At 52.4% G+C, this 14212-nt stretch carries 13 protein-coding genes and 1 pseudogene; 2 read left to right on the plus strand and 12 right to left on the minus strand.

The genetic code is table 11. The annotated features are described in order from the left end of the window. The first annotated feature begins 34 nt into the window (after positions 1–34). Positions 35–103, plus strand: coding sequence for a hypothetical protein (locus BLT35_RS27985; protein ID WP_367888811.1), 69 nt, complete (start codon positions 35–37; stop codon positions 101–103). A gap of 39 nt (positions 104–142) precedes the next feature. On the opposite strand, the pseudogene tcmP reads toward BLT35_RS27985, so the two are convergent. From tcmP to BLT35_RS22700, 4 genes and pseudogenes are all read right to left on the minus strand, one after another. Next, positions 143–523 (minus strand): annotated as a pseudogene (gene tcmP, locus BLT35_RS22680) (three-Cys-motif partner protein TcmP); the annotation flags it as partial. A gap of 567 nt (positions 524–1090) precedes the next feature. Further along, positions 1091–1390, minus strand: a complete 300-nt coding sequence (locus BLT35_RS22690; protein WP_074729821.1) for a hypothetical protein — start codon at positions 1388–1390, stop codon at positions 1091–1093. A gap of 1084 nt (positions 1391–2474) precedes the next feature. After that, positions 2475–3314: a TrmH family RNA methyltransferase gene (locus BLT35_RS22695; RefSeq protein WP_254777642.1), complete on the minus strand. Its 840-nt coding sequence runs from the start codon at positions 3312–3314 to the stop codon at positions 2475–2477. An 11-nt stretch (positions 3315–3325) separates the two neighbouring features. Next, positions 3326–3985 carry a potassium channel family protein gene (locus BLT35_RS22700; protein ID WP_074729840.1) on the minus strand — a complete coding sequence of 220 codons (660 nt, stop codon included), beginning with the start codon at positions 3983–3985 and terminating at the stop codon, positions 3326–3328. Positions 3986–4130: 145 nt separating this feature from the next. Here BLT35_RS22700 and sspI point away from each other — a divergent pair, with 145 nt between their 5' ends. Beyond that, positions 4131–4352, plus strand: coding sequence for a small acid-soluble spore protein SspI (sspI, locus tag BLT35_RS22705; protein WP_054818864.1), 222 nt, complete (start codon positions 4131–4133; stop codon positions 4350–4352). 51 nt (positions 4353–4403) lie between these two features. On the opposite strand, the gene BLT35_RS22710 is transcribed toward sspI, so the two are convergent. The 8 genes from BLT35_RS22710 to zwf form a co-directional block, all read right to left on the minus strand. Continuing rightward, positions 4404–5507, minus strand: coding sequence for a Gfo/Idh/MocA family protein (locus BLT35_RS22710; RefSeq protein WP_074729822.1), 1104 nt, complete (start codon positions 5505–5507; stop codon positions 4404–4406). A gap of 27 nt (positions 5508–5534) precedes the next feature. After that, positions 5535–6239, minus strand: a complete 705-nt coding sequence (locus BLT35_RS22715) for a ThuA domain-containing protein (protein ID WP_074729823.1) — start codon at positions 6237–6239, stop codon at positions 5535–5537. 16 nt (positions 6240–6255) lie between these two features. Continuing rightward, complete coding sequence (locus BLT35_RS22720; protein WP_074729841.1) at positions 6256–7416, minus strand: Gfo/Idh/MocA family protein; 1161 nt, start codon at positions 7414–7416, stop codon at positions 6256–6258. A 46-nt stretch (positions 7417–7462) separates the two neighbouring features. Beyond that, positions 7463–8533 (minus strand): LacI family DNA-binding transcriptional regulator, encoded by a 1071-nt coding sequence (locus BLT35_RS22725; protein WP_074729842.1) that lies wholly within the window; start codon positions 8531–8533, stop codon positions 7463–7465. Positions 8534–8657: 124 nt separating this feature from the next. After that, positions 8658–9425: a YheC/YheD family protein gene (locus tag BLT35_RS22730; RefSeq protein WP_074729824.1), complete on the minus strand. Its 768-nt coding sequence runs from the start codon at positions 9423–9425 to the stop codon at positions 8658–8660. A gap of 209 nt (positions 9426–9634) precedes the next feature. Then, a complete protein-coding gene (locus BLT35_RS22735; protein WP_062409629.1) occupies positions 9635–11218 on the minus strand; it encodes a peptide chain release factor 3 in 1584 nt (527 codons plus the stop codon). Between the two features lie 50 nt (positions 11219–11268). Continuing rightward, entirely contained in the window at positions 11269–12330 is a 1062-nt protein-coding gene (locus BLT35_RS22740) for a metallophosphoesterase family protein (RefSeq protein ID WP_054818863.1), read from the minus strand. Positions 12331–12485: 155 nt separating this feature from the next. Beyond that, positions 12486–14006 carry a glucose-6-phosphate dehydrogenase gene (zwf, locus tag BLT35_RS22745; protein ID WP_074729825.1) on the minus strand — a complete coding sequence of 507 codons (1521 nt, stop codon included), beginning with the start codon at positions 14004–14006 and terminating at the stop codon, positions 12486–12488. Positions 14007–14212 lie beyond the last annotated feature (206 nt).

Raw genomic sequence — 14212 nt, forward strand, 5'->3', positions numbered from 1 at the left:
ATACGATTACGTAAACTGGTTTAACAAGTATCGCATTCATGGAACCTTAGGCTATATGACGCCTGTTCAGTATCGCCAAGAAGCCCTTAAAAAAATTGTCTGATTTACTGTTGACAATCCAATCCGATGATGGATCGAGAAAAACAAAACTTGGAGCTGAAGGGTGAATCCTTTTAACGACTTCACTTAAAAGCAAATTGCAATCTCCAACAAAAACAGTTGCCTTATGACTTGCATTATGAATCCGAATTAATTCGCGGAGGTGTTCAGCACGTTCTTCATCAAACTCAACGAAAAATAAGTGCGTGAACTGTTGGGCATATTGCAGAGCAATAGCGGCGGATCCAGCAACTTTTTGACCTGTTCGCTTATTGACCCATTCTCCACGTCCTGCGAAACCGTCGATATAGTATTTATGTAGTGCGGATTTCGTTGCTCTCAAATATGCGGGAAGGTAACGTTCAAGGAAGGCCAGTTTATCCAGCGACCACTGTCCGATCTTTGCTTCTTCTCCGTAAGCCATAAATCCATCCTGACGATTTCCTCATCGGTTGAGGGATTTGCTTTTGTGGGAAATACCTACTAATTCGACATTTCCTGACCTAAACCTGCTTTAATTAGTGTCTCCTGAAAAATTCAGTTTTCTAAAAACTGAACTTTCAGATGGCACAACATATAGTGAGAGTTGCTTTCGATAGAGCCAACATATTGTTAGAGGAACCATATTGACTCTACAAAATTCGATTTTTTCAGGGGAAACTAATTAATGGATAACGGGACGTTTTGTATGGGTTTAAGCCGGATTCAAAGCTTGAGAAAGACCCTTATCCCTGTTCCCACGAGAACCTCCAAACCCTTTCCACACCTAAACTTAATGCGATTAATCCATTAGATATAACATTCGAGAAGAGCCCTCCATTTTCTTACAAGCAGCAGATCGGTAACATACAAAAAGCCGAGCAAACATCAGGACAAAACCCTGGTTCTACTCGGCTTAAATACGACTTTATTTTGCTCCTATATGAGTTTATTCGCGGGATACTCTCCTACATGCTCTACATAAATTCTCGACAGTTTTTTAAAAACTAAATTAATATATGGGTCCGTTAATAAATACCGCTTTAAAGTGTATATGAACAACACCTTCTACATTTGGCTGCACCAGTTTCTTTTTAATTTCATTTAGGAATTTGTATATTTCTCGACCATTCATCATTTCATTCTTCAATTCAATCTTTATGCGTTCGATGATCTGAGTTGGAAATTGTTCAAGCTCAACTGAAACAGAGTATGTATTCAAAGGATCAAAATAGTATTTGAATGGCTTCGCAATCCAGGTTAAATCCTCATAATGCAATGAAATGCTCACTTCAAAGTAATCATTCTTCATCGAATTGTCTCCAATTCTCTTGGATTCTTAAACCCTATCTCCCTATCCCCAAAATCCTATTACTTTGTAAGAAAATAAAAATTCCCGTCTTCCCCCACCATTTTCTCCCAATCGCCGCAACTCCTTGCCCCACCAGGCATGAGAGGCATTTTCGAGTCAAAATCGAGATAAAAATTAAACGGCAATCGGAGCAAAATAACGGGCCAATAAAATGGGATTATCTGGTTCAATTGTGAACGAAACGAGATAAAAATTAGTGGGTGACGAGCAGGGATTAGGGGTGAGGGATCAGGGTAACAGGAATAGGAGTTTCCCTTCCCTGCTCCCCTACATCCCTTATCCCTATCTGTCCTTCAAACCCTTGCCACGCTTGAGTTTTAGCTGAAATATGCTTGAGAAAAGTATTCGAGGAGATCCCTGCTTTTTCCTGCATTGTTTCCGCCGCGGCAAACGAAAAAAGACTGGAGATGGATCGGAGGAATATCCGACCGGCTTCCAGTCTTTGGTGAATTGGAGGACAGTTGTTTTTATTCCTGGATAGTTATTTGGTGGGAAACTCGGGAATTTTTATTTGTTGAAAATCCCCTGTAATCAAATAAAAATTACTGTCACAAAAATCGCCCTCTTCCAACACGCCCCAATCCCTTGACCCACAAGGCTTCAACCCGATTTTCGGGAAAATAATTCATGTCCCTTCATGTCAGGTTGAACCGAGTGAAAATTGGAAAGAAACCGGGTCAATTGTGAACGAAACGAGATAATAATTGTTGTCCCTGAAAGCAGGGGTGAGGGGATGGGGATTAGGAATTCGGCTTGGAAAAAGCGTTGAGAAATGGCTTGAGAAAAGATCGGATATCTTACCATGTCGAAGCCCTAAACCCTTGTCTTGCTTAGGTTATGGCATTCCTGATCCCCTTAGTTTCTTCTCCCTTTGCCCTGTCTTTTCCTGCTTTTGATCGCCGCGGCGGATGAAAAAGACTGGAGAAACGCTTGGGGAAAGACCCGTGCATTTTCCAGTCTTTGGTCTTGTTGCTAAGCTAATTTTTATTCAGCGACAGTTTTCTTGGAGTTAGACGGGAATTTTTTATTTGTTAAATCCCCGCTGCCGCATCGCTTCAAAGAGCACGACCGTTGCCGCCATGGCGGCGTTAAGCGACTCCGCGCGGCCCTGCATCGGAATGCGCACGTGGCGCTGTACAAGCTGCTGCACCTCTGCGGATACGCCCTGGCCTTCGTTGCCGATCACAAACCATGTGGGGCGACGGAAGTCATAGTCGTAGAAACTGACCGCATCCTCAAGCCGGGTGGCCGCCACCTGGATACCGCGGGAGGCTGCTTCCGGCAGCCATTGCGCCAAGTCTCCCTGTACAATAGGCAGATGGAACAGCGATCCCATGGTGGAGCGCACCGTCTTCGGGTTGTATAGATCGACCGTACCCTTGCCGAGCAGCACGCCGGAGGCGCCGACCGCATCGGCGCTGCGGATGATCGTGCCCAGGTTGCCGGGGTCCTGAATGCCGTCAATAACAACAACCAGTCCGTCCTGTTCGCTGGCCGAAATCAAATCCGCCGCCCGCCACGGCAGCTTCGGAACAACCGCGAAAACCGGCTGGGGTGTTTGGGTATCCGTGCATTTGGCCAAGACCGCCTCCGTCACCTGAACCAGCTCCACCCCTCGCTCTGCCGCCTCCTGCAGCAGATCGGCACAGGCTTCGGCCCGCTCATCCGAATAAGCCACTACCTCGGGAATCAGATCGGAGCGCAGCGCCTCCTGCACCAAATGAATACCCTCAATCAGAAAGCGGCCCTGCTTTTCCCTTCCCTTACGGCTTTGCAGCTCGGTCCACTGCTTGATCCTTGGATTTTGCACTGAGCTGATGATCGTCTCCGCTCCGCGATTCACTAACGGGTCCTTGATATCCACTACCTGTTCACCTATTCCTCAAAAGTCTTCTCAAATCGCTGCAAATCCGTATTACTTCCCACTACGATAAGAATATCATGGGCTTTAACCGTATCCTCGGCTTTCGGGGCAATATTGATTTTTTCTCCCGTTTTGATACCTATAACGTTGCAGCCGTACCGGGCCCGGATATCCAGCTGTCTCAGATTTTGTCCGATCATCTGCCGGCTGGCCTGAATCTCGGCAATGCTGTAATCCTCGGAAAGCTCGATGTAATCCAGAATATTGGCTGAAATCAAATGATGCGCGACCCGTTGGCCCATGTCCCTCTCGGGATAAATCACCTTGTCCGCTCCGATTTTCTTCAGCACTTTACCCTGCAGCTCGGTCTGCGCCTTCACAACGACCATAGGTACGCCGATTTCTTTCAAAATAATGGTTGTCAGAATACTCGACTGTATGTCTTGTCCGATAGCCACCACCACGACGTCGAAATTCCGCAAGCCGAGCGCGCGGACCGCCTCTTCATCCGTTGAATCCGCCTGTACGACGTGGGTAACGATATTGGAAACTTCCTGAACCCTCTGCTCACTCTGGTCAATGGCAAGTACTTCATACCCGAGACTCGATAAAGTTTTGGCAACGCTGGAGCCGAACCGCCCCATGCCGATCACGGCGAATTGCTTTTTCATTGCCATGAGGACGCATCTCCCTTCGCTTTGTTTTATTATATCAAAACGAAGCAGCCTCCATCAAAACTGCGGCGGCCCAAGCATGATTTGACGCACGGGTGTACATATTAATAAATGGAAAAAGACGAAAAGCGAGGAACATCCGATGAACTTGAGTTTGAGACAAGCCATTATTCAGCGTGTGCATGGCAAAAATGACGATGACCTGAAGGGTGTCATTGAGGATTCGATTGACGGCGAGGAGCGTGTGCTGCCCGGGCTTGGCGTGCTGTTCGAAATGATCTGGAAAAACAGCAGCGCCGATGAACAAAACCAGATGGTCCATACGTTAAAAGAACATCTAAGCCATGCTTCTCCCACCGCATAAAGGAACACAAAAGCGTGCAGAATGACTCCACTCTGCACGCTTTGTCATGAGTTAGTCCAATATCCCGTGAACGGGACCGAGCGGCATCGGGACCGGCCGTTCACAACGGCTCTGCATGATATAATGCTTGCCTTCATCAGCCGCATCATGGAACCCGTGCATGGCTTCGAGCACATGATACGCGAGCTCGCCGCCGGCGCGGTTCGCACGGCCGTTGATCACGGCATATGCCATGTCCAGCACACCCAGACCGCGGCTGTTCTCCGTATAGCCGTGCATGAGCGGAATCTCGCTCCAGTCCTTATGATCGTGGCGTTTTATACGAATGGGGCCGCCGAAGGTGTTCGGATCGGGAACGCTGAGCGTACCCTGGCTTCCATAGATTTCAATCCGCGGAACCTGCGCTCCGCCGAACGCGTCGAACGAGGTGGTGATCGTTCCGATCACGCCGCTGTGAAAATCCATCACCCCGGCCACATGCGTCGGCGTCTCCACCTTTACCGTTTGGCCGAATTTGGGTTGGCTTGTGATCGTCCGCTCAGGATAGGAGATTCGCGTAGAGCCCGTCACTCTGCGGATCGGCCCCAGCATGGCGACCAGCGCCGTCAAGTAGTAGGGCCCCATATCAAACATCGGTCCGCCGCCCTTGGCATAGTAAAACTCCGGATCGGGATGCCAATGCTCATGGCCGCGGCCGATCATAAACGCCGAGGCCGCTACGGGCGTGCCGATCCATCCGTCATCAAGCAGCTTGATGCAGGTTTGAATGCCGCCTCCAAGGAAGGTATCCGGCGCACTGCCGATCAGCCTGCCCTTCTCCTTGGCTTTGGCCAGAATCGCTTGGCCCTCCTCCCGCGTAACGGCGAGCGGTTTCTCCACATACACATGCTTTCCGGCGTCCAGTGCCTGAAGGCACACTTCCGCATGCGCGGCGGGGATCGTCAAATTAATCACGATATCGATTTCCGCATCTGCCAGCAGCTCGGATACCGAACACGCCTTGGGTACGCCGTGTTCTTCAGCGCTTGCCCGGGCGCGCGCCACATTCAAATCCGCGCAGGCGGCTACCTCCAGGACGGGATACGCTTTGCAATTTTGAAAATAAATGCTGCTAATTTTACCGCAGCCGATCATGCCCACTTTCAGCTTTTGCATAGGAAATGTCCCTCCAGAGACGCGATGCTAGAATAAATTCTCTCCGGCCACGCCCGTTTGATAGGCGGCCAGCCCTTTGCCTTCAGCCGCCCAAAGAAGTCCCCTGCGCATCATTTCTTTCACAGGAGGCATCTCCACGATATCGGCTTGATGCCCAAGAGAGCAGTAGAATACCCGGCCTACCCCCCAGCGTTTTGTCCAAACCACAGGCATATCGACCGCTTTGTTCAGCGAATGAGGCCCCGGCACCACCGGAAAACGTGTCGTAGCCAGCACTTCCACCGCCGGATCGACGTGGAGGTAGTACTGCTCGCTCTTGACCGTAAAATCGTCGATCCCTTCGAGCAGCGGGCTCGAACTGTTTTTGATGTTGACCGTATATTCCACGCCGTCGCCGCCCGGATGAGAAACCCAGTTGCCTCCGGTCATAAACTGCCAGTGCACGCTCTTACGGAATGAATCGCACATGCCGCCATGGCATCCGGCGATCCCTACGCCGCTTTGAACCGCCGCCGAAACGTTCTTAACCAGCTCTTCGCCGATTTCGCCCATCGTCCATACGGGCACGATCAGGTCCAGCGCCATGAGCTTTTGCACATCGGCGAAAGCTTCCAGCTTATCGGATACTTCGACCTCATAGCCGCTGCCCTCCAGGATGCCCCGAAAAATAGCCGCCACCTGCTCCGGCTGATGACCGGGCCATCCGCCCCATACGATCAACGCTTGTTTCATGGCCGTCACTCCTTCGTCATACTTCGTCTACTTGAACCCACCGGTGCTCTGCAATGGATAAATCGACCGCTTCGAGCACCTGCTGGCATTTGACGCCGTCATGAAAATTCGGAACCGGCTGGCGGTCCTCCGCAAGCGCCTGCATCAGCTCAACCGTTTCATGAATGAACGTGTGCTCGTAACCGATCGTATGGCCCGGCGGCCACCAGGCTTCGGAGTAGGCGTGGGAAGGATCAGTCGCCAGCACCCGCCGGAAGCCCTGAACATCCTCCGCGTCTTTGGTAAAATAGACCTGCAGCTCATTCATCCGTTCGAAATCAAACTTCACGCTGCCCTTGCTGCCGTTGATCTCAAACGCGTTGGTGCAGCGGTGCCCCGGGGCAAAGCGCGTTGCCTCGAAGCTTGCGAGCGCGCCGCCGGCAAAACGGGCAAGGAACAGCGTCGCGTCATCCACCGTTACCGGACCGCGGGGAGCATCCCTGCCGCCCTTGGCGCTGAGCCCGGTCATCGTGCTCGGCAGCGGACGTTCCCGGATGAAGGTCTCGCTCATGCCGATCACTTCCTTCATTTCACCGACAAGAAAATGCGCCAAATCAATCAAATGCGCACCCAAATCGCCGTGTGAGCCGGAACCGGCAACCTCCTTTTGCAGCCTCCATACGAGCGGGAAATCGGGATCTACGATCCAATCCTGCAAAAACCAGGCGCGGAAATGATAAATATGCCCGAGCCGCCCTTCCTGAATCAGCTTTTTGGCCAGCTGCACCGCCGGAGCGAATCGATAGTTGAAGCCGATCATATGCTTCACGCCCGCCGCCTCGACCGCCTGCAGCATTTCGCGGGAATCCTTGAGCGTCAGCGCCAGCGGCTTCTCGCAGAACACATGCTTGCCGCCGGCCGCGGCGGCAAGCGCAATGGCTTTGTGCGCATCGCTGGGTGCGTTGATATCGATCAGGTCGATATCGTCCCGCTTTACGAGCTCCCGCCAATCGGTCGTATAGCTTTCCCAGCCAAACTGCTCCGCCGCCTGCGCTACCCCGTCAGCGTCACGGCCGCAGATCGCCTTCATCACCGGTTTGGCCGTCTTCGGAAAAAACATCGGCAAATCACGATAGGCATGGCTGTGTGCCTTGCCCATAAATTTGTAACCGACCATCCCCACTCGAACCTGCTTCATTCTGAATTCCGCCTCCTCCATAAGTGCTGATTCTCTTCTTGGCAGCTTAAGATTTTTTCCTGCAGGATTGACGAATAATGAGCTTCGTCTCCAGCTTCAGCTGAAAGGCATCCAAGCCGGCATCTGCCTCCGGTCCCCCTGCCGAGCGAAGCAGCAGGTTTTTCGCCGCAAGCCGTCCCATCTCATAGAACGGTACAGCTACGCTGGTGAGCGGCGGATCCGTCATACGGGCGGCATCGGAATCGTCATAACCAATGACGGCAAGATCTTTGCCCGGTATGCATCCCAACTCCCGCAACCCCTGCATGAGGCCTACCGCCATCCGGTCGTTCGAAACGAATATCGCATCGATCCGGCCGAGATGACGGTATATTTCTGCCGCCGCCTTATACCCGCTGGTGCGGCTGTAATTGCCCTCATAATACCAATGCGGCGGAATGCCGTCGCGGACCCCCGCTTCTGTGCCGGGCTCCAGAAGCCCCGCTTCCCGCAGCGCTCTGGCATACCCGCGCAGCCGGTCGCCGCTGTTGGAGAAGGGCGGCGGCCCGTTGAGCATAGCAATCCCGCGGTACCCCGAATCCAGCAGATGACGAACGGCGAGATAGCTCCCCGTCTCGTGATCGGCATCGACCTCATTATAACGTTCCCCGGCATAATGCTGGTTGACCAGGCAGAACGGGAACCCGCCCTCTTCCAATTTCTTGAGCTCCGCCCGTTCGCCAGGCGTATCCATGGCCCCCAGAATGATGCAGGCATCCACTTTCTGCGAACGGAACATTCGGGTGTAATCGCTTTCTTCTCCCGGCGACCGGAACATCAACAGCATGTCATACCCAGACTCCTTGACCTGCGCTCCGATCCCGCTTAAAACTTCGGAGAAATAATAGGTAGAAAAAATATGGACCTTCGGTACATAAGGAAGGACCACACCCAGATTCCCGCTTCGGCGGCGGGCAAAGCTCTGGGCAATCGCGTTCGGATGGTAGTTAAGCTCCCTGGCCGCTAGGAGCACTCTCTGCTTCGTTTCCTCCTTCATCGGGCCAACGCCGTTAAGCACACGGGAAACCGTCGCTTCGGATACTCCCGCCAACGCCGCGACTTCCTTTCGGGTTACGATTCCAGCCACCTCCTCCAGCCTATACCATATATAAAATGTACACGCGTTCATTATCTCTTGGTATAAACTTCCTGTCAACCCTCTGTGACTCCGCCCGCCTGAAAAACAAAAAAAAGACGACCCTTTAGAGCCGTCCGTATGCTTTCGAGTAGTGATATATTCTTCTGTATATCCGTTTGTCCTTGAGCTTCTTGAAAATGAACGGATCCGGGGCCGTATTTACCTCCAGAATCCAGGGATAAAGCTTCCGATCCAACGCCACGTCGAGCCCCAGCTCCTTAATCCCCGCATATCTCGTCTTCATTTGCTCGGCCACTGAGAGACCGAGCCGCTTCAAGCCCTGGAATAACCCCCTGCGCCTCGCAGATCCCGTATGCCCCTTCAGGAGCGTTTCGAATGGCAGAAGCGTGCCTCCGTTATGCACGTTGGTCACCACCTTGCGCTTAGCCGCTACCCGGCCGATGATTCCCGTTGTCACCCAGCGTTTGGATGGACTTTGTTGAACCATGACCCGCAGGTCGAAGCGCCGGTTGTTGTATTTCAGCAGATGAATCCCTTTTTGAATCAGATATTTCCGTTTTCCTATCAGCTTTTTGATGGAATTGTACATTGCCTCGTAGCTGTTAAACGTTCTGACCCTCGTTCCCGCTTGATAACGGTACCGGATTCCGCCCGGACCCGATTCTCGTTCTACGCGCATGACGCCGTTTCCATAAGTCCCGTTGTCCGGTTTAACATACACCATTCCGTATTGATACAGCATATCCTGAAGAGAGTTTCGCGTTATCACTCTCGTATCGGGAATATGTTTAGCAATGGAACGATTAGGCAGCAGCGCCTTGGTTTTGGCCCATTTGCTTACAATGTATCTCTGGTTATTCCGTTTGCCCATGTCATCCACCTTTCTTTTCCTTAGCCGAAGAGCCCGGTCGGCCCGACGGAAGCAGACTCCTGAACCCAACATATTGTATGCCCTCAGGCATCCATTGGATAAAGGCAGCAGCCTAACCAAAGTAAAGATCAGCTCATAGCGCCTGACGGAAAACGGCAAGCCCCTCTTCCGGTCTAACCGACCGAAAAAGGGGCTTATGGATTGAAGCGTTAGGGGGCCATCTCCAAAAACTTGAGATTCGGGTTTTTCTCCATCGCCGTGCGCAGCGCATATTCGTTCTCGAACAAGGCCACGTAGTTCTCCTTCTTGTCTTTCACCAGCTGCGAATTGATCCGGAATTTCCCAGGGTCGATCTCGTCTCCGACAAGCCAGCGGGCAAACTGATAGCTCATCCGCGAAAGCTGCACCTCAACCCCGTACTCCGCCTTCATGCGGTACTCGAACACTTCAAACTGAAGCTGACCGACGACACCCAGAATCATGTCCTCGAATCCGATCGTTTTGAACACCTGGATCGTGCCTTCCTCCGTCAGCTGATCGACGCCTTTCTGAAACTGCTTATGCTTGAGCGCATTTTTTACCGTCACCTTGGAGAACAGCTCCGGCGAGAAGGTCGGCAGCTCGTCAAACTCCAGCCCCCCGCCTTGACATAGGGTATCTCCTATGCGGAAGATGCCCGGGTCAAACAGTCCGATAATGTCACCAGGATAGGCGTCTTCCACAATATCGCGGTCCTGCGCCAAAAACTGCTGCGGCTGCGCCAGCTTGATATCTTTACCTACACGCACGTGCTTCACCGACATGCCGCGTTCGAATTTGCCGGAGCAAATCCGCAGGAAAGCGATCCGGTCACGGTGTGCCGGGTTCATATTGGCCTGAATTTTAAAAATATATCCGGAAAATTTCTCATTAAGCGGATCAACCAAGCCTGCCGTGCTTTTGCGCGGTGTTGGCGAAGGCGCGAGCTGCAGGAAGTTCTCAAGGAAGGTTTGCACGCCGAAATTGTTGATCGCGCTGCCGAAGAACACAGGCGTCAGCTCGCCCGCACGGATTTTTTCGTAATCGAATTCGTCACCGGCCACATCGAGCAGCTCCAAATCCTGTACGAGCTGATCATAGAAATACTCTCCCGCAATTTCTTTTACGACCGGGTCATCATATCCGCTTACCTTGCGCACGCTGATTTCTTTATGGTCGTCGCCCTGAAACAGCTCCACCTGGGTCAGCTTCCGGTCATACACGCCGCAAAACTGCTTGCCCATGCCGATCGGCCAGTTCATCGGATACGAGCGGATGCCGAGCACCTGCTCCAGCTCTTCAAGCAAGTCGAACGGATTTTGTCCCTCGCGGTCCAATTTGTTGATAAAGGTAAAAATCGGAATGCCCCGCTGGCGGCATACCTGGAACAGCTTCTTCGTCTGGGCCTCGACCCCTTTGGCCGAGTCAATCAGCATGACTGCGCTATCAGCCGCGGTTAAGGTGCGGTACGTATCCTCGCTAAAATCCTGGTGACCAGGCGTATCGAGAATATTCACCCGATGGCCGTTATAATCGAACTGCATGACACTGGAGGTAACCGAAATTCCTCTCTGTTTCTCGATTTCCATCCAGTCGCTTGTCGCGTGACGGTTCGCTTTTCGCCCTTTTACCGTACCGGCCAGCCGGATGGCTCCTCCGAACAGCAGCAGCTTTTCGGTCAGCGTCGTTTTCCCCGCGTCAGGGTGAGATATAATGGCGAACGTGCGGCGTTTTTGTACCTCTTCTTGCAATTTACCGGTTGTGCCGATACTCATGATCTATTCCAGTTCCTTCCTTGTCATTTCGTCAGTTTCAACCTGCCCTTTTAAACCAGCTTCACCGTCCAGTCCGCTTCCTTGATCCAAGTGCGGTTGCTGAACTCCCTGCCGCGCAGTCTCACTCGGTCTTTATACACCTGCACGTACAGTCCTTGCGACTTCTCCTTGTCGACATGCTGATAGCTTTTATTCAGCACACGGCCGACGGAGGAATTATGAAAGTAGTGAAAGCCTTCTTGAACGTAATGCTCCCCCGTACCTTGAAAATCGTGATGACGATGTCCGCAAAAAACGAACACATTCTTGTAGGGCTTCACCAGCTCGCGGAATTTGTTCGCACGAATCAATTGATGCGAACGGCCGTCCTGGCCTGCCGGCGGCAGCGGCTGATGAGTCATGATGAAGACCGGCTTGCCGTCCTTATGCTCAGCCAGCCGCTGCTCCAGCCAGGCCAGCTGCTCGTCGGAGTACCACGCGCCTTCGCCGACCTCCGGTTTTTCCTGAACATAGGTTTCCTGCGAAAGCAAGATCAGATGGTGACCCTTTACCCAATCGTCGTGGTACGGCTTCTGCAAGCCGAAAAACTTCTGAAACCGCTCGCGGGATTGCCAATCCGTCTTGCCGTTAGGCATCGTAGCCGGATTGAACGCCCCTTTGCGGTCAATCCAAATGTCGTAGTAATCATGGTTGCCCATGTTCGCATACACCGTAGGCAGCGGATAGGCCGACAGAATCTTGCGCAGCTCCTGATATTCCTTTTCCATACCATATTCCGTCAAATCACCTGTAATTACAACAGCCTCCACAGGCATGCCGAACTGCTTCATATCCTCTATCGCGTCTTTCAGCTTCTTTATGGTGCTTGGGACCTCCGTTGAAATGTGCAGATCGCTCAAAATCATATAAGAAAACTGCGCAGCGTCAGGATCGCTTTCCGGAAGCATAGCATCGGGCTCCAATACACTCGCCGCCTTTTGCAGCGTAACGGGCTGAGTCGGAGGGCGCTGCGAATCAATCGCTTTCTGGAGCAGCTTCACGAGTGCCGTAGTCGCCGCACCGATCATAAAGAGCAAAGCGATCATCCAACGTATAAAACTGCGTCTTGACATGGCAAGAATCCCCCTGTGTTGCGCAACAGCTTACTCTCCATCATAACATATTTCCCGGTCCAAAAAAAAGAAGTCGAATCCTGTCCACCCATAAAAATAACAAGAGCAAAACCAGGCTCGCCCGGTTTTGCTCTTCATTTTTATCAACCTGCAGCTTAACGCTGCGTCGTTACCCATTCGACTTCGCCTTCATCCTGTCCGTTCACCGGCCACCAGCGGAAGCCATCCTCCGCCACGAGCTGTTGTCCGCGCTCGGGACCCCACGTTCCGGCCGGATACAAGTGCAGGTCTTCCGTACGTTCTCCCCAAGCCGAAGCGATCTTATCCACGTACTTCCAGGCAAGCGCCACTTCGTCCCACCGTGTGAAATAGGTCGAATCTCCGCGCGCCGCATCGTACAGAAGCCGCTCATAAGCCTCGGGCGTATTCAGGCCCACCTCGCAGCTCTGGCAGAAATCCATGGCTACAGGAATAATCGCACCTTCCGAACCCGGCTGCTTCGCATTCACTTTGAAATAGATGCCTTCAAGCGGATTTACGCGGAACACCAGCAGATTGGGTTCCAGCTTGTGCTTACGGGACAAGTATACGCTGTTCGGCACATTCTTGAACTCGACAACCACTTCCGTCGTTTTGACTGGAAGTCTCTTGCCTGTACGGATGTAGAAGGGCACGCCCGCCCAGCGGAAATTATCGACGAACACCCGGGCTGCAAAATAAGTCTCGGTCGTCGATTCCGGATTAACCGAATCCTCTTCGCGGTAGCCGGGCACCTGCCGCCCTTTGACCGTGCCCGCCACATATTGTCCGCGAACCGTGTTCGCGCGCACCTCCGCCGCCGATTGGAAGCCGCGCAGGCTGCGGAATACCTTCACCTTCTCATCCCGGATATCCTCGGGATGCATCCGGCTTGGCGGTTCCATCGCCATAATGGCCAGCATCTGAAGCATATGATTTTGCCCCATATCCCGGAGCGCGCCGGAACGATCGTAGTACCCTCCGCGCTCTTCCACGCCAATGGTTTCGCTCAACGTAATTTGAATATTGGAGATGTACTTATTGTTCCACAGCGGCTCAAAAAAAGTGTTCGCAAAGCGCACCACGTTGATGTTCTGGACCATTTCCTTGCCAAGGTAATGGTCGATCCGGTAGATATCCTTTTCCTCGAACACCTGGCGGATCTCTGCGTTCAGCTTCTCCGCCGACGACAGGTCGTAGCCGAAAGGCTTCTCGATGACAAGGCGGTGCCAGCCGCCCGATTCCAGCAATCCGCCTGCCTGTAAATGATGCGAGACGCTGCCGAACAGCTCAGGCGCCAATGCCAGATAGAACAGGCGGTTGCCCCCGATGCCGAACTTGTCGTCTAAACGGTCGGTCAACTCACGAAGACGGCGAAAACCTTCCACATCATTGATATCCAATGACATATATTCAAAATGATCGGCGAACGAATCCCACTGCTCGTCCTTGGTTACGTTGTAACGGGCGAACTCTTTAATGGATTCATGCACATCGTCCCGGAACTGCTCGTTTGAACGCGAACGGCGCGCCAATCCAATGACGGCAAAATCATCGCCCAGCTTCCGTTCGCGGTATAAGCTGTAAAACGCCGGAAATAACTTGCGGCGGGCCAAATCCCCGGTCGCGCCAAAAATGATAAACACAGCACTCGTCATGGTTCCCTCATTCTTTCTATATGTAGTGTTTTGAAATATCTGTTACTCAATATCCTATAGCATAACCAAAACCGGAGTGAGATTCAACATAGGCTTTTTTTCCTGAAATTGGGCGGATTCCATAAGGCATTCGTCTAGGACGGCGCCACAAACGCCCGCATAGTCTGAAGTATAGGCATGCATCGACGGAGGTGATTTCGCGTGAC

Source organism: Paenibacillus naphthalenovorans, from assembly GCF_900099895.1.
In the GTDB taxonomy this organism is placed as follows: Bacteria; Bacillota; Bacilli; order Paenibacillales; family NBRC-103111; genus Paenibacillus_G; species Paenibacillus_G naphthalenovorans.

Bases quoted from the DNA above. Each gene is read 5' to 3' on its own strand.
- BLT35_RS22700 (WP_074729840.1), bottom strand. From the start codon at position 3,985: ATGAAAAAGCAATTCGCCGTGATCGGCATGGGGCGGTTCGGCTCCAGC.
- BLT35_RS22730 (WP_074729824.1), bottom strand. From the start codon at position 9,425: ATGGGCAAACGGAATAACCAGAGATACATTGTAAGCAAATGGGCCAAA.
- sspI (WP_054818864.1), top strand. From the start codon at position 4,131: ATGAACTTGAGTTTGAGACAAGCCATTATTCAGCGTGTGCATGGCAAA.
- zwf (WP_074729825.1), bottom strand. From the start codon at position 14,006: ATGACGAGTGCTGTGTTTATCATTTTTGGCGCGACCGGGGATTTGGCC.
- BLT35_RS22715 (WP_074729823.1), bottom strand. From the start codon at position 6,239: ATGAAACAAGCGTTGATCGTATGGGGCGGATGGCCCGGTCATCAGCCG.
- BLT35_RS22740 (WP_054818863.1), bottom strand. From the start codon at position 12,330: ATGTCAAGACGCAGTTTTATACGTTGGATGATCGCTTTGCTCTTTATG.
- BLT35_RS22735 (WP_062409629.1), bottom strand. From the start codon at position 11,218: ATGAGTATCGGCACAACCGGTAAATTGCAAGAAGAGGTACAAAAACGC.
- BLT35_RS22690 (WP_074729821.1), bottom strand. From the start codon at position 1,390: ATGAAGAATGATTACTTTGAAGTGAGCATTTCATTGCATTATGAGGAT.
- BLT35_RS22720 (WP_074729841.1), bottom strand. From the start codon at position 7,416: ATGAAGCAGGTTCGAGTGGGGATGGTCGGTTACAAATTTATGGGCAAG.
- BLT35_RS22710 (WP_074729822.1), bottom strand. From the start codon at position 5,507: ATGCAAAAGCTGAAAGTGGGCATGATCGGCTGCGGTAAAATTAGCAGC.